General features: G+C 63.3%; 14 protein-coding genes. 2 read left to right on the top strand and 12 right to left on the bottom strand.

Annotated features, from left to right (window positions below):
- Positions 1-154 precede the first annotated feature (154 nt).
- The 9 genes from mltG to PF66_RS13780 form a co-directional block, all read right to left on the bottom strand.
- Positions 155-1,342, bottom strand: a complete 1,188-nt coding sequence (mltG, locus tag PF66_RS13740) for an endolytic transglycosylase MltG (protein WP_054063002.1) — start codon at positions 1,340-1,342, stop codon at positions 155-157.
- Position 1,343: 1 nt separating this feature from the next.
- Positions 1,344-2,159 carry an aminodeoxychorismate lyase gene (pabC, locus tag PF66_RS13745; RefSeq protein WP_054063003.1) on the bottom strand — a complete coding sequence of 272 codons (816 nt, stop codon included), beginning with the start codon at positions 2,157-2,159 and terminating at the stop codon, positions 1,344-1,346.
- Positions 2,159-3,403 (bottom strand): beta-ketoacyl-ACP synthase II, encoded by a 1,245-nt coding sequence (gene fabF / locus PF66_RS13750; RefSeq protein ID WP_054061154.1) that lies wholly within the window; start codon positions 3,401-3,403, stop codon positions 2,159-2,161. Before fabF ends, pabC begins: the two co-directional genes overlap by 1 nt.
- 107 nt (positions 3,404-3,510) lie before the next feature.
- Positions 3,511-3,747: an acyl carrier protein gene (gene acpP / locus PF66_RS13755; protein ID WP_017905760.1), complete on the bottom strand. Its 237-nt coding sequence runs from the start codon at positions 3,745-3,747 to the stop codon at positions 3,511-3,513.
- Between the two features lie 197 nt (positions 3,748-3,944).
- Positions 3,945-4,685: a 3-oxoacyl-ACP reductase FabG gene (fabG, locus tag PF66_RS13760; protein ID WP_010447167.1), complete on the bottom strand. Its 741-nt coding sequence runs from the start codon at positions 4,683-4,685 to the stop codon at positions 3,945-3,947.
- 16 nt (positions 4,686-4,701) lie between these two features.
- Positions 4,702-5,640, bottom strand: coding sequence for an ACP S-malonyltransferase (fabD, locus tag PF66_RS13765; protein ID WP_054063004.1), 939 nt, complete (start codon positions 5,638-5,640; stop codon positions 4,702-4,704).
- 138 nt (positions 5,641-5,778) lie between these two features.
- Positions 5,779-6,789, bottom strand: a complete 1,011-nt coding sequence (plsX, locus tag PF66_RS13770) for a phosphate acyltransferase PlsX (RefSeq protein WP_081006107.1) — start codon at positions 6,787-6,789, stop codon at positions 5,779-5,781.
- A 3-nt stretch (positions 6,790-6,792) separates the two neighbouring features.
- Entirely contained in the window at positions 6,793-6,975 is a 183-nt protein-coding gene (gene rpmF, locus PF66_RS13775) for a 50S ribosomal protein L32 (RefSeq protein ID WP_009406838.1), read from the bottom strand.
- Between the two features lie 13 nt (positions 6,976-6,988).
- Positions 6,989-7,516, bottom strand: a complete 528-nt coding sequence (locus PF66_RS13780) for a YceD family protein (RefSeq protein ID WP_017905764.1) — start codon at positions 7,514-7,516, stop codon at positions 6,989-6,991.
- Between the two features lie 105 nt (positions 7,517-7,621).
- Here PF66_RS13780 and PF66_RS13785 point away from each other — a divergent pair, with 105 nt between their 5' ends.
- Positions 7,622-8,200, top strand: a complete 579-nt coding sequence (locus tag PF66_RS13785; protein WP_054063005.1) for a Maf family protein — start codon at positions 7,622-7,624, stop codon at positions 8,198-8,200.
- Positions 8,201-8,249: 49 nt separating this feature from the next.
- On the opposite strand, the gene sppA is transcribed toward PF66_RS13785, so the two are convergent.
- The 3 genes from sppA to rluC are packed head-to-tail and all read right to left on the bottom strand — an operon-like array spanning position 8,250 to position 10,865.
- Positions 8,250-9,236, bottom strand: coding sequence for a signal peptide peptidase SppA (sppA, locus tag PF66_RS13790; protein WP_054061150.1), 987 nt, complete (start codon positions 9,234-9,236; stop codon positions 8,250-8,252).
- A gap of 20 nt (positions 9,237-9,256) precedes the next feature.
- The gene (locus PF66_RS13795; protein WP_054063006.1) at positions 9,257-9,919 is read right to left on the bottom strand and encodes an HAD-IA family hydrolase; all 663 of its coding nucleotides are present in this window, start codon (positions 9,917-9,919) and stop codon (positions 9,257-9,259) included.
- Positions 9,909-10,865: a 23S rRNA pseudouridine(955/2504/2580) synthase RluC gene (gene rluC / locus PF66_RS13800; protein ID WP_054061148.1), complete on the bottom strand. Its 957-nt coding sequence runs from the start codon at positions 10,863-10,865 to the stop codon at positions 9,909-9,911. Before rluC ends, PF66_RS13795 begins: the two co-directional genes overlap by 11 nt.
- Positions 10,866-11,585: 720 nt before the next feature.
- Here rluC and rne point away from each other — a divergent pair.
- Positions 11,586-14,927: a ribonuclease E gene (gene rne, locus PF66_RS13805; RefSeq protein WP_193394204.1), complete on the top strand. Its 3,342-nt coding sequence runs from the start codon at positions 11,586-11,588 to the stop codon at positions 14,925-14,927.
- Positions 14,928-14,945 lie beyond the last annotated feature (18 nt).

The following is a 14,945-nucleotide window of genomic DNA, read 5'->3' on the forward strand; positions in this document are numbered from 1 at the left end:
TCGCAAGCTGGCCACCCGGACCAGCCAGACGACGCAGCAAGCGGCCGATATGATCGACGAATAGCTGGGCTGATGCCACGAACCGTTGAGTTGCCGATTGCCGAGGGGCGCCCGCAGCCAGCAGAACCGGCCGGCCCCCGGAGACTAAGCCGGGTTACTGGCCGCCTTTTGCCTCGGTATCACCAGCAGGCGGCACTTCTGCCGGAGCAGTGGCCGGTTTTGCCTCAGGTTCGGCGGCATCCTGGGCCGGTGCAGCAGGCTTGGCTTCAGCGCCCGGCGCCGGATTCACCGTAGCCCCCGCAGCCGGAGACGGCGCCGGACTGGAGCGATAGTCAGCCCGGCGCTTGAGCTGGAACTCGCGCACCGCGTTGTTATGGGCGTCCAGGTCATCGGAGAAGACGTGACTGCCATCACCGCGGGCGACGAAGTACAGGCTCTTGCCCTCCACCGGGTTCAATGCGGCATGGATCGCCTCGCGACCAACCATAGCGATCGGCGTCGGCGGCAGGCCGACGTTGAGGTAGGTGTTGTAGGGGTTGGCCTCGCGCAGATGGGCACGGGTCAATTTGCCGGTATAGCGCTCACCCAGACCGTAGATCACCGTCGGATCGGTCTGCAGCAGCATGCCGAGCTGCAGCCGGCGGACGAAGACACCGGCGATCTGCCCGCGTTCCTGGGGTACGCCGGTCTCCTTCTCCACCAGCGACGCCATGATCAGCGCCTGGTAGGGTTCGGTGTAAGGCGCATCGGTCGAACGCTTTTCCCATTCCTGGGCCAGGACACTCTGCAGGCGATCGTAGGCCTTTTCCAGCAGCTCGGCATCGGTCATCCCGCGTACGAAACGATAGGTGTCCGGGAAGAAACGCCCCTCCGGGAACACATCCTTATGTCCAAGTTTGGCCATGACCTCGCTGTCGCTGAGGCCAGCCAGGGTCTGCTGGAGTTTTTCCTGCTTGGCCAGCGCACTGCGTACCTGGTGGAAGTTCCAGCCTTCGACCAGGGTCAGGCTGTACTGCACCACTTCGCCACGCTGCCAGAGGCCCAGCAGGGTGCGGACATCCATGCCTGGAGTGAGGCGATATTCGCCGCTGTGCAACTGCACCCCGGCCATGTTGAAGCGCCAGTACAGGCGCAGCCAGAAGGCATCGTGCAGGGTACCCTCGGCCTCCATGCGGTTGAAGGTACCGGTTGGGGTCGCACCGGTCGGCACGTCGAGCAGTTGCTCCTGCTTCAGGTCGAGAGTCTGCTCCAGCGCGGAGTGGATCTTCCAGGCCGATACGCCCAGCAGCAATCCCGCCAGCACCAGACCCGTCTGCAGCAGCAACAAGAATTTACGTCTCAATTCAAACTTCCAATAGCGCGCGGGCAATGCCTTGCAGTTTACGGGTGAGCGGCCCTACCGACCAGCTCAGATCGGCCAAGGCGCGAACCGGCCAGACGCCGTAAACGCTGTTACAGAGAAAGACCTCATCAGCTTGCCGGAGTTGCTCCATGCTGATGTCCGAAATATCCACAGGGATCCCCAGGTCCCGGGCCTGGTCCAGCAATTCGGCACGCATCACCCCGGCCACGCCGCAACGGCTCAGATCGGCCGTGCGCAGCACGCCATCGCTGACCAGGAACAGGTTGCTGAACACGCCCTCGATCACCCGCCCGGCAGCATCGAGCATCAGCCCTTCGGCATGCTCGCCATCCTGCCATTCGCTACGGGCAATGACCTGTTCCAGCCGGTTGAGGTGCTTGAGACCGGCCAGCAACGGCTGCTCGGACAAACGGGTGGTGCAGGGAAAGAGACGGATCCCCAGGTTCTGCAGGGCCGGTGGATAAGTCGGCAGCGGGCTGCCTTGCAGGATGCGCCGCGGCTGCGCATCGGCCGCCGCGGCATAACCACGCAGGCTGTCGCCGCGGGTGAGGATCAGCTTGAGCACACCCTCGCCCAGTGCGGCGCTGTAGACCAGCAGTTCGCTGCGAATCACTGCCTGATTGGCGGCGAAACCCAGTCGGCGGCAGCCGTCGGCCAGGCGCTGCAGGTGCCGTTCGAGCAGCAGCGGGCGCCCGCCCCTGACGGCGATGGTCTCGAACAGACCATCGCCATAGGCCAGGCCGCGGTCCTTGAGCGGCAACGAATCAGCCGGCTGACCGTCGACCCAGCTCTGCATCACTCGGCGAACCGACGGAACACCAGCGAACCGTTGGTGCCACCGAACCCGAAGGAGTTGGACAGCACCACGTCGATCGGCATGCGCCGTGCTTCGTGAGGCACGAAGTCGAGGTCACAGCCTTCGTCCGGCTCGTCGAGGTTGATGGTCGGCGGCGCCACCTGGTCGGCGATGGCCAGGACGCTGAAGATCGCCTCGATCGCACCGGCGGCACCCAGCAGGTGACCGGTCATCGACTTGGTCGAGCTGACCGCCAGCTTGTGGGCATGCTCGCCGAACACGGTCTTGATCGCCTCGACTTCGGCGATGTCACCGGCCGGGGTCGACGTACCGTGGGCGTTGATGTACTGCACCTGGTCCGGGGTGATCCCGGCATCACGCAGGGCGTTGGCGATGCAACGTGCCGCGCCGGCGCCATCGGCGGGTGGCGAGGTCATGTGGTAGGCGTCGCCGCTCATGCCGAAGCCGATCAGTTCGGCGTAGATCGTCGCACCACGTGCCTTGGCATGCTCCAGCTCTTCGAGCACCAGGGCACCGGCACCGTCGGACAGTACGAAGCCATCACGGCCCTTGTCCCAAGGACGGCTGGCGCGAGTCGGCTCGTCGTTGCGGGTCGACAGCGCGCGCGAAGCGCCGAAGCCGCCCATGCCGAGGCCGCAAGCGGCCATTTCCGCACCGCCGGCGATCATCACGTCGGCTTCGCCGTAGGCGATGTTGCGCGCCGCCATGCCGATACAGTGGGTACCGGTGGTGCAGGCGGTGGAGATGGCGTAGTTCGGTCCCTGCGCACCCAGGTGGATGGACAGGAAGCCGGAAATCATGTTGATGATCGAGCCAGGCACGAAGAACGGCGAAATGCGCCGCGGCCCGGAATCATGCAGGGTGCGGCTGGTTTCCTCGATATTGGTCAGACCGCCAATACCCGAGCCCATGGCCACGCCGATACGTTCACGGTTGGCGTCGGTGACTTCCAGGCCCGCGTCGCGGATCGCCTGAAAACCGGCTGCCAGGCCGTATTGAATGAACAAGTCGAGTTTGCGGGCTTCTTTGGCCGACAAGTATTCTTCGACATTGAAGCCTTTTACCGAGCCACCAAAACGGGTGGTATAGGCAGAAAGGTCTGTGTGTTCGATCAGACCAATGCCACTACGGCCAGCCAGAATGCCCTGCCAGGTACTCGGAACATCCGTACCCAATGGCGACAACATCCCCATACCGGTGACTACGACGCGTCTACGCGACACAGCACTCTCCTTTTTCCTGTTGACCAGTTTGCCTCACCTAAAGAAAAAACCGCACGCCATGATGGCAGTGCGGTTTTTCCATGACAGCAGGCAAAGATTACAAACTATTACGCCTGGTTGGCGTTGATGTAATCGATAGCAGCTTGTACGGTGGTGATTTTTTCAGCTTCTTCGTCAGGGATTTCGGTCTCGAATTCCTCTTCCAGAGCCATCACCAGCTCAACGGTGTCAAGGGAGTCGGCACCCAGGTCTTCAACGAAGGAAGATTCGTTCTTGACTTCTTCTTCCTTCACACCCAGTTGCTCGGCAACGATTTTCTTGACGCGTTCTTCGATGGTGCTCATACCTTGTTTTCACTCCTAATGGAAAAATTCAGGCAGCTGGCCGGTGGGTAAGTGTATAGAAAGGCTTTTCAGCTTTTCAACCGAAAGCTTGCGCCTTCACCCCGCCGTGTCCCCCTGCCCGTCAATAAGTTGCAGCTTTATAACGGATTTTAGACAGCTGGTATGACATTTTTTTGAAGCAATCCGTCACATTTGAATTACATGTACATCCCGCCGTTCACCGGAATTGTAGCTCCGGTCACGTATGCCGCACCCTCCGAAGCCAGGAAAGCGACCACTTGCGCGATCTCCTGAGCCTGGCCCAGACGGCCCAGCGGAATCTGCGTCAACAGGGCTTCGCGCTGTGCTTCCGGCAGTTCGCGGGTCATGTCGGTGTCGATGAAGCCTGGCGCCACCGAGTTTACCGTAATCGACCGCGAGCCGACCTCACGCGCGAGTGCGCGGCTGAAACCTTCGAGGCCTGCCTTGGCTGCCGCATAGTTTACTTGGCCTGCGTTGCCCATGGCACCCACTACCGAGCCGATATTGATGATTCGGCCCCAACGCGCCTTGGTCATGCCGCGCAGAACGCCCTTGGACAGGCGGTACAGACTGTTGAGGTTGGTATCGACCACGTCGTACCACTCATCGTCCTTCATGCGCATCATCAGGTTGTCGCGGGTGATGCCGGCGTTGTTGACCAGTACGGCCGGCGCACCGAACTGCTCGGTGATGCTCGCCAGGACGGCAGCGACCGACTCGTCGCTGGTGACGTTGAGTTCCAGGCCGGTGCCCTGGATGCCGTGCTCCTTGAGGGTCGCGGCAATGCGCTCGGCACCCGAGGCGGACGTCGCGGTGCCGATCACCACGGCGCCCAGGCGACCCAGCTCGAGGGCGATGGCTTGGCCGATACCACGGCTGGCGCCGGTGACCAGTGCAACTTTACCTTGCAGACTCATGCAGGCTTCTCCTAATTCAGGCCTGCGCCGCGCGCGTGGCGGCGAAGGCATCCGGGGTATTCAGGTTGGACGTGTTGACGCCGTCGGCGCAACGCTTGTTCAGGCCGGCCAGGACCTTGCCAGGACCGCACTCGACCAGTTCGGTCGCGCCCTGGGCCGCCAGGTACTGCACGCACTCGACCCAGCGTACCGGCTTGTAGAGCTGTTCCAGCAGGTCGCGCTTGAGGCTGTCAAGGTCGGCGGCAACGCTGGCGCTGACGTTCTGCACCAGCGGGATCTGTGGTGCCTGCCAGTCGATGGCGGCAACGGATTCGGCGAAACGCTCGGCAGCCGGACGCATCAGTTCGCAGTGCGACGGCACGCTCACCGGCAGCGGCAGGGCGCGCTTGGCGCCCTTGGCCTTGCAGGCCTCCATGGCGCGCTCGACGGCGGCCTTGGCACCGGCGATCACCACCTGGCCCGGCGAGTTGAAGTTGACCGCGCTGACCACTTCGCCCTGGGCGGAGTCGGCACAGGCCGCCACGACATCGGCATCTTCCAGGCCGAGGATCGCCGCCATGGCACCCTGACCGGCCGGTACGGCCTCTTGCATCAGTTGGCCACGACGCTCGACCAGGCGAACGGCGTCGGCCAGGCTCAGGCTGCCGGCGGCAACCAGTGCGCTGTATTCACCCAGGCTGTGACCGGCAACGTAGGCCGGACGCCGACCACCTTCGGCCAGCCACAGGCGCCACAGGGCGACCGAGGCGGTGAGGATCGCCGGCTGGGTCTTGTCGGTCTGGTTCAGCAGTTCTTCCGGACCTTGCTGGGTCAGTGCCCAGAGGTCATAGCCCAGAGCCTGGGAGGCCTCGGCGAAGGTTTCCAGGATCAGCGGGTACTGTGCGCCCAGCTCGGCCAGCATGCCGAGGGACTGCGAGCCCTGCCCTGGAAAGACGAATGCGAGGGAGGTAGACATGAAACGAGCCCCTAATGATCTTATCGTCGGAGAGTTGGCGTTCCGTCGGAATACAACGAACGGAAACGCAATAAACTGTCAGTTGGATGGCCCATTGAACCGGGCGGTCACATTGTAAGCGCCTGCCGGGCAAAACGCCTAAAGCAACAGGTCCTCCAGACGCCCATGCAGGCGTTCGGGAAGGTTTTCCTGGATCTCGATCAGCGCCCGCTGGATTGCGCTCTGCAAACCCTGCACGCCGGCCGAGCCATGGCTCTTGACCACGATCCCCTGCAGACCGAGGAAGCTCGCACCGTTGTGCCGCGCCGGCGCCAGATCGGCCCGCAGCCGGCTGAGCAACGGCAAGGCCAGGGCACCGACCAGCCGCGACGCCAGGTTGCGCCGGAACAGCGCCTCGACGCGTGCGGCGATCATGGTCGCCAGCCCTTCGCTGGACTTGAGCAGGATGTTGCCGACAAAACCGTCGCAGACTACCACGTCGGCCTCGCCACGATACAAGCCGTCACCCTCGATGAAACCGACGTAGTTCAAGCCGCGCGCCTGCTGCAGCAGCCCCGCCGCCAGCTTGACCTGCTGGTTGCCCTTGATGTCCTCGGTACCGACGTTCAACAGTGCCACCCGCGGGCGCACTACGCCCAGGGCCTCGGCGGCCACCGAGCCCATCACGGCGAACTGGAACAGGTTTTCGGCGGTGCAATCGACATTCGCCCCCAGGTCGAGCAACTGGCAGTAGCCCCGTTGGGTCGGAATCGCCGCGACCATCGCCGGCCGATCGATGCCCGGCAGGGTCTTGAGCACATGGCGCGACAGGGCCATCAGCGCCCCGGTATTGCCGGCGCTGACCACCGCATGGACGCGGTCATCGTGCAGCAATTGCAAGGCCACCCGCATCGACGAGTCCGGCTTGCCCCGCAAGGCCTGGGACGGACGGTCATCCATGGTGACGACTTCGCTCGCCGGGACGATATTCAGGCGCGCACGATCAACGGCCGGATAGCCAGCAATCAATTCTTCCAGGAGGGAGGGTTGACCGACGAGGGTCAGGTGCAGCGAGGGTGTAGTAGAAAGGCAGGCAACACTGGCCTGGACAATGTTGCGGGGACCGAAGTCCCCGCCCATTGCGTCGATCGCGATGATCTGAGCGGACAAGATTTACTCGTCAGCGCCCTTGTCGATCACTTTACGACCACGGTATACGCCTTCTGGCGAAACGTGGTGACGCAGGTGAACTTCACCGGTGGTCTTTTCCACGGACAGAGCGTTGGCCTCGAGGGCATCGTGCGAACGACGCATGTCACGGGCAGAGCGGGATTTTTTGTTCTGCTGAACAGCCATAATTGATTAACTCCTAAACGTTTGGGTCACGCTTTAACTGCGCCAATACACTGAACGGGTTGGACCGCGTTACCTCGTCCTCGGCTGGTTCGGGCTCGTCGAGCCCCGCCGGCTGCTGGCATTCTTCCGGATGATGAGCAGGCACAATGGGCAAGGCGAGCAGAAGCTCTTCCTCGATCAATGCCTGCAGATCCAAAGGATCTTCGCCCAGTTCCAGCACGTCATAACCTTTCGGCAACGACTGGGTATTCGCACCCTCCTTCACCACAGCATAACTGCATTCACTGTGAATCGGCAGGGTGACCAGCTCAAGACAACGCTGGCAAACCATCTTGACTTCGGTGTCAATAAAGCTGTGGATAACCACAGACTTACGTTCATCTCGTTCAAAAACGAATTTGGCCTGCACCGTACCGACTGTGTCGGAAAGCGGGTCGCAGAGTCTCTCCAAATCGGCCAGCAGCAGCTCACCCTGGAGGGTGGTGCCGCGATCAGCCAATTTGCGCGGGTCAACGTGAGGTGGAATCGGGTCATTCAACATAGGCGCAGCATTATAGGGATGCACCCGCCCATGTCAAAGGAAATTCAGCCCTGTCCGTCGGCTTCGCCTGTGGATAGAATCGCCGACCACCTTCAGGAGAAGCGCATGCTGCCGTTGTTACTCGCCTCAAGCTCGGTCTACCGCCGGGAATTGCTCGACCGCCTGCGCCTGCCCTTCACGTGCAGCTCGCCCGATATCGACGAAAGCCACCAGCCGGGCGAGCCTGCCGAAGCGCTGGTACGGCGCCTGGCCGAACAGAAGGCGCGAGCCCTGTCCGCCAGCCACCCGCGGCACCTGATCATCGGCTCGGACCAGGTCGCGGTGCTCGACGGGCGCATCCTCGGCAAGCCCCACCGTTTCGAAACGGCCCGGGAACAGTTGCTGGCCGCCAGCGGTGCCCGGGTGAGCTTCCTCACCGGCCTGGCGCTGCTCAACAACCAGAGCGGCCGCTGCCAGGTCGATTGCGTGGCCTTTACCGTGCACATGCGCCAGCTCGACGAACAGCGCATCGAACGCTACCTGCGCGCCGAACAGCCCTACGACTGCGCTGGCAGCTTCAAGGCCGAAGGCCTGGGCGTGAGCCTGTTCCAGAGCACCGAAGGGACGGATGCCACCAGCCTGATCGGCCTGCCGCTGATCCGCCTGGTGGATATGTTGCTGGCCGAGGGCGTCGAGATTCCCTGACCCCGGGACACGCCCACCGCAGGATGACGGTGGGCGTACGCAGAGGCTGTCAGCGCAGGGTCGGCCCCTGGAAACCCATCCACATGGCCAGGTGTTCAGCCACGCTCGCCCCGAGCTTTTTCGAGAAGCGGTCGAGCGGCGACTCCTGAACAGTGAAGTCCACCAGCTTCTTCTCGCCGATCACGTCCCGTGCCACCGAACTGGCACTGCCCAGGCCGTCGATCAGCCCCAGCGACAACGCCTGCTCGCCGGACCAGACCAGCCCGGAGAACAGCTCCGGATGCTCCTTGTCCTTGAGGCGGTCACCCCGGCCCTTCTTCACGCTGGCAATGAACTGGTTGTGGGTGGTGTCCAGCACGCCCTGCCAGAAGCGGGTCTCATCCGCCTTCTGTGGCTGGAACGGATCGAGGAACGACTTGTGCTCACCCGAGGAGTAGGCGCGACGCTCCACGCCGAGCTTCTCCATGGTACCGACGAATCCGTAGCCCGCCGCCGTCACACCGATGGAACCGACCAGGCTGGCCTTGTCGGCATAGATTTCGTCGGCCGCACTGGCAATGTAATAGGCGCCCGACGCACCGAGATCGGAGATCACCGCATAGACCTTGGTATTCTGATGCAGGCCACGCAGGCGACGGATCTCGTCATAGACATAGCCCGACTGCACCGGACTGCCGCCCGGGCTGTTGATACGCAGGATGATGCCCTTGACCTTGGGATCCTCGAAGGCCGTACGCAGGCTGCCGACGATATTGTCGGCGCTGGCCGACTCCTTGTCCGCGATCATGCCGCGCACCTCGATCAACGCGGTGTAGTGAGCGCCACGACTGGCGCTCTTTTCCACATCGACCAGGGGCGAGAGCATCACCAACACGGTTCCCACGTAGACAAAGGCCAGCAGCTTGAAGAAGATCCCCCAACGCCGGGCCCGACGCTGCTCGGTGATGCCGGCCTGAAGCGTACGCTCCAGCAGCTTCCAGCTTTTATCTTCGCCGTCGGCATTCGCCTTGGACGGTGCATTCCATTCATCAGCCATATGTGCTCACCCCAGTAGACTCAATTGGCCTGGCCATTCAACCAGGCATGCAACTCAGGAAAACTGTCGATCGCCAGGCGCGGTTCGAACACCTGCAACTCATCCAGGGACAAGGCACCGTAACCCACCGCCACGCTGTCCATGCCGGCATTGCGGGCCATCTGCAGGTCAAAGGCCGAGTCACCGACCATCAGCGCCTGGGACGCCGGCACGCCGCAATGGGCTAGAATCTCCTCAAGCATCAGCGGATGCGGCTTGCTCGCGGTTTCGTCGGCGGCCCGGGTGATATCGAAATAATCCAGCCAACCATGGGCCTTCAACACCCGGTCCAACCCGCGACGAGCCTTGCCAGTGGCCACCGCCAATTGGTAGCCGGCCTCGCGGAACGCCGCCATGGACTCGACCACGCCCGGGAACAGTGGCGAAGGTACCGCTTCCAGGGCGATGTAGCTATCGGCGTAGTGTTGACGAAAAACTACCAGCTCTTCGTCGGAGATTTCTGGATAAAGGGTGCGAATCGCCTCTGGAAGGCCCAGACCGATAATACCCTTGACCGCCCGCTCGTCCCGCAGTGGAAAACCGGAGCGCCCTGCCGCCGCGCCCATCGCCTCGACGATCCGACCAATGGAATCGGCCAAGGTGCCGTCCCAGTCGAAAATCAGCAGTTTGTAATCAGCCCGCACTCAAGCGCTCCACGGTCCTGGCCCACATTTCATCCACCGGCGCCTGCAGCTTCAGCTCGCCGCCATCAGGCAGCGGCACTGTCAGCATGTAGGCATGCAGAAACAGGCGTTTGCCGCCCAGTTCACGGATTTCCCGGGTGAAGTCGTCATCCCCGTACTTGCTGTCGCCGGCGATGCAGTGGCCGGCATGCAGGGTGTGCACCCGAATCTGGTGGGTGCGACCGGTCACCGGCTTGGCTTCGACCAGGGTGGCGAAGTCGTTGAAACGACGCAGCACCTTGAACACCGTCAGCGCATCCTTGCCCTCGTCGTTGACCTCCACCATGCGCTCGCCGGAGCGCAGGTTGCTCTTGAGCAACGGAGCCCGCACCTGCTTGACCGAGGTTGCCCAGTGACCACGCACCAGCGCCATGTAGCGCTTGTCGACGCCATCGCCGCGCAACGCCTCGTGCAGATGGCGCAGCATGCTGCGCTTCTTGGCGATCATCAGCAGCCCGGAGGTGTCGCGATCCAGGCGGTGCACAAGCTCCAGCTCCTTGGCTTCGGGACGCAACTGACGAAAGGCTTCGATCACGCCGAAACTCAGGCCGCTGCCACCATGCACGGCGATACCCGCCGGTTTGTTGATCACGATGAGCGCCTTGTCCTCATACACGATCGAGTCCTCCAGGCGCTGCAGCAGCCCCTGGGCGACAGGCACGGGTTCGTCGCGCTCGGGAACGCGCACGGGAGGCACACGAACGATATCGCCTGCCTGCAGCTTGTACTCGGGCTTGATCCGCCCCTTGTTCACTCGCACTTCGCCTTTGCGCAAGATGCGGTAAATCAAGGTCTTGGGTACGCCTTTGAGCCGGGCCAGGAGAAAATTGTCGATGCGTTGGCCGGCAAATTCCGGCGAAACCTCGAGCAGTTGAACGCCAGAGGTCGGGGGGGTAGTCGTCGTCATGTCGCGGATGATAACAATTTTTTATGGAATTGAAGCACTTAATCATTGCTGCTATAGTCGCGAACGCCGCCAAAAGCGGCCGGGCAGCGGAACAACGGCAAACAGCCGACCCTGACCCACGCAATTCATCAGGACGCGAGGCCGTCCTACGGGGCTTTCGCTACATTTGGCAGGTTCGCGATTGTAACAAGCGCAGGTGACATGAGGCCTGAAGCGAGCCGGGAAACTGAGTAACCACTCGTCTCCCGAGCCGATATTCACGGACAGTTCACAAAGTGCAGTCAGTCGCAGGACCCACCGACAGCGAAGGCGTCGGAAACAACGCCTAATTAGCCATGATGCGTGAACTGCCCTTTCGGCGTTCACGGTAAATGCAACCCGCTGCGGATTCTGCGCGCGGCAGCACCCGAATTATCAGGGATACGTGTAGGGTGGAGATGCACAACCGTCGGACTGTGTAGCATTAGGCTTGTTCAAGACGCTTCATATCGTCCACACCCGCGGTTGATTCCTCCTCCTGACTCAGTTTTGCTTAAAGCGGGGCTTATGCCACCACAGCAAGCAGGAAGCGTCGGTCGCGACTTCGCCACTAGTACTAGTAGGCCGAAATCTCGCTAGACACTGGAATGGCCCGCCACTCCATGACGCACCTGACACCGACCGTGAGAAGTCGTGTGTGCCGAACGCCGTTTCCGGCAGCCCGGAAACCGACGGTACTACATGAAAAGAATGCTGATTAACGCAACTCAACCCGAAGAGTTGCGTGTTGCGCTGGTAGACGGCCAACGCCTCTACGACCTGGATATCGAGTCCGGTGCGCGCGAACAGAAGAAGGCCAACATCTATAAAGGCCGGATCACCCGTATCGAGCCCAGCCTCGAGGCCGCTTTCGTCGACTTCGGCTCCGAGCGCCACGGCTTCCTGCCCCTCAAGGAAATCTCCCGCGAGTACTTCAAGAAGGCACCCGAAGGCCGCGTCAACATCAAGGAAGTCCTGAGCGAAGGCCAGGAAGTCATCGTCCAGGTCGAGAAGGAAGAACGTGGCAACAAGGGCGCCGCCCTGACCACCTTCATCAGCCTCGCCGGTCGCTACCTGGTGCTGATGCCGAACAACCCGCGTGCCGGCGGCATCTCCCGCCGCATCGAAGGCGAAGAGCGCAACGAACTGCGCGAGGCGCTGAACGGCCTGGTCGCCCCGGCCGACATGGGCCTGATCGTCCGCACTGCCGGCCTGGGCCGCAGCAGCGAAGAAATGCAGTGGGACCTCGACTACCTGCTGCAACTGTGGACCGCGATCAAGGAAGCCTCCCAGGATCGTTCCGCACCTTTCCTGATCTACCAGGAAAGCAACGTGATCATCCGCGCGATCCGCGACTACCTGCGCCAGGACATCGGCGAAGTGCTGATCGACAGCGTCGAAGCCCAGGACGAAGCCCTGACCTTCATCCGCCAGGTGATGCCGCAGTACGCCAGCAAGATCAAGCTGTACGAAGACAGCGTACCGCTGTTCAACCGCTTCCAGATCGAAAGCCAGATCGAGACCGCCTTCCAGCGCGTCGTCGAGCTGCCGTCCGGCGGTTCCATCGTGATCGACCCGACCGAGGCCCTGGTGTCCATCGACATCAACTCGGCGCGCGCCACCAAAGGCAGCGACATCGAAGAGACCGCGCTGCAGACCAACCTGGAAGCCGCTGAAGAAATCGCCCGCCAACTGCGTCTGCGCGACATCGGCGGCCTGATCGTGATCGACTTCATCGACATGACCCCGGCCAAGAACCAGCGCGCCGTGGAAGAAAAGGTCCGCGAATGCCTGGAAGCCGACCGTGCCCGCGTTCAGGTCGGCCGCATCTCGCGCTTCGGCCTGCTGGAAATGTCCCGTCAGCGTCTGCGCCCATCCCTGGGCGAGAGCAGCGGCATCGTCTGCCCACGCTGCAGCGGCACCGGCATCATCCGTGACGTCGAGTCGCTGTCCCTGGCAATCCTGCGCCTGATCGAGGAAGAGGCCCTGAAGGACCGCACCGCCGAAGTCCGCGCCCAGGTGCCGATCCCGGTTGCCGCATTCCTGCTCAACGAAAAACGCAACTCGATCACCAAGATCGAACTGCGCACCCGCGCCCGCATCGTGATCCTGCCGAACGATCACCTGGAGACGCCGCACTTCGAAGTGCAACGTCTGCGTGACGACAACCCGGACGCCACCAACAACCAGTCCAGCTACGAGATCGCTGCCGCCGCCGCCGAAGCGGAAGAAGCCCAGCCGGCGGCCGCGACCCGCACCCTGGTTCGCCAGGAAGCTGCGGTCAAGACCGCCCCGGCCCGCGCCAATGCACCGGTGCCGACCGAAGTGGCCGCCCCGGTTGCCGCCGCTCCGGCTCCGGCTCCAGCCCCGGAACCAAGCCTGTTCAAGGGCCTGGTGAAGTCGCTGGTCAGCCTGTTCGCCGGCAAGGAAGAACCGGCCGCGCCGGTGGTGGTCGAGAAGCCTGTCGCCGAACGCCCGGCGCGCAACGAAGAGCGCCGCAACGGCCGTCAGCAGAGCCGCAACCGCAACGGCCGCCGCGACGAAGACCGCAAGCCGCGCGAAGAACGTGCACCTCGTGAAGAACGGGCACCACGCGAGCCGCGTGAAGAGCGCGCCCCACGTGAGGAGCGTGCGCCACGCGAGGAGCGCGCCCCGCGCGAACTGCGTGAAACCCGTGACGACGTGCCAGCCGCCCGCGAAGAACGTGCACCGCGCCCACCACGCGAGGAACGCGCGCCGCGTGCCCCACGTGAAGAGCGCAAGCCACGCGGCGAGCGCGAGGAACGTGTACGCGAACTGCGCGAGCCGCTGGATGCCACCCCGGCCGTCGGTGCCGTAGCCGCTGCTGCCGCTGCCGCGGTAGTCGCCGAGGAACGTCCAGCCCGTGCGCCACGTGAGGAACGCCAGCCACGCCCACCGCGTGAAGAGCGTCAGCCACGCGCCGAACAGGCTGCCGCGGCCAGCGAGGAAGAAGCCCTGCAGGGCGAAGAGCAACTGGAAGATGGCCAGGACAACGCCGAAGGTGGCGAGCGTCCACGTCGTCGCTCCCGTGGCCAGCGTCGTCGCAGCAACCGTCGTGAACGTCAGCGCGATGCCAACGGCAACGTGATCGAAGGCTCGGATGAAGCCGGCGAAGGCCAGCAGGCCGAAGCCAGCGGCGCCGAACTGGCTGCCGGCCTGGCCGTGACCGCCGCCGTTGCCAGCAGCGCGATCAGCGCCAACGCCGAAGCCGAAGCGCATCAGCAGGCTGAACGTGCCACCGCCGCCACCCTGGAAACCCCGACCGCTGAAGCGCCTGCCGTTGAAGCGACCACCCCGGTTGAGGTGATCGCCGCACCGGAAGTGGAAGTCGCCGAGGTTCGCGAAGCTGCGCCGGTAGCTGAAGCACCGATCGAAACCGCTGCCGCCGAGCTGCCGGTGTTCGTCGCGCCTGAGCCGGCGGTCGAGGCTCCAGTCGTGCAAGCTCCAGCCGCCGAAGCCCCGACTGTCGAGGCTGCCCCGGCTGAAGCACCGGCAGTTGAAGCAGCGGTCGTCGAGAAGGCTGCCGAACCTGCTCAGGAAATCCAGGCCACCTTCCAGTGGGCTGCCGAACCTGCCGCCGTCGAAGCGCCGGTTGCCGAGCCCGTGGTTGCCGAGCCTGCTGCCGTGGAACCTGCGGTCGTCGCTCAGCCTGAGCCCGCTCCGGTTGTCGAAGCCACACCAGTGGTCGCTGAAGAAGCGGCTCCGGTTGCGGTGGAAGCCCCAGCGGTGGTCCTGACCAGCAATGGCCGCGCACCGAACGACCCACGTGAAGTACGCCGTCGCAAGCGCGAGGAAGAAGCACGCAAGGCTGCCGAACTGGCTGCCGCCGCTGCTGCTCCTGCCGAGGAAGCTGCCGTTGCTGCCGAACCGGCGCCGGTGGTTGTCGAGGCGGAACAGGCCCCTGCGGCCCCTGTCGTTCACAACGAAGCGGCTACCGAGGAAAACTCGCAGCCTGCCGAAGAAGTGATCGAGCACGCGCCAAAAGCCCTGGAAACAGTCGAAGAGCACAAGCCTCACGCCTGATTCGATGGCCAATGAAAA

The organism is Pseudomonas asplenii (assembly GCF_001293465.1).
Classification (GTDB): Bacteria; Pseudomonadota; Gammaproteobacteria; order Pseudomonadales; family Pseudomonadaceae; genus Aquipseudomonas; species Aquipseudomonas fuscovaginae_B.

What these genes read in the sequence shown, in the direction of transcription:
- pabC (WP_054063003.1), bottom strand. Translation starts at nt 2,159, where the DNA reads ATGCAGAGCTGGGTCGACGGTCAGCCGGCTGATTCGTTGCCGCTCAAG.
- acpP (WP_017905760.1), bottom strand. Translation starts at nt 3,747, where the DNA reads ATGAGCACCATCGAAGAACGCGTCAAGAAAATCGTTGCCGAGCAACTG.
- fabG (WP_010447167.1), bottom strand. Translation starts at nt 4,685, where the DNA reads ATGAGTCTGCAAGGTAAAGTTGCACTGGTCACCGGCGCCAGCCGTGGT.
- fabD (WP_054063004.1), bottom strand. Translation starts at nt 5,640, where the DNA reads ATGTCTACCTCCCTCGCATTCGTCTTTCCAGGGCAGGGCTCGCAGTCC.
- rpmF (WP_009406838.1), bottom strand. Translation starts at nt 6,975, where the DNA reads ATGGCTGTTCAGCAGAACAAAAAATCCCGCTCTGCCCGTGACATGCGT.
- PF66_RS13780 (WP_017905764.1), bottom strand. Translation starts at nt 7,516, where the DNA reads ATGTTGAATGACCCGATTCCACCTCACGTTGACCCGCGCAAATTGGCT.
- PF66_RS13785 (WP_054063005.1), top strand. Translation starts at nt 7,622, where the DNA reads ATGCTGCCGTTGTTACTCGCCTCAAGCTCGGTCTACCGCCGGGAATTG.
- sppA (WP_054061150.1), bottom strand. Translation starts at nt 9,236, where the DNA reads ATGGCTGATGAATGGAATGCACCGTCCAAGGCGAATGCCGACGGCGAA.
- rluC (WP_054061148.1), bottom strand. Translation starts at nt 10,865, where the DNA reads ATGACGACGACTACCCCCCCGACCTCTGGCGTTCAACTGCTCGAGGTT.
- rne (WP_193394204.1), top strand. Translation starts at nt 11,586, where the DNA reads ATGAAAAGAATGCTGATTAACGCAACTCAACCCGAAGAGTTGCGTGTT.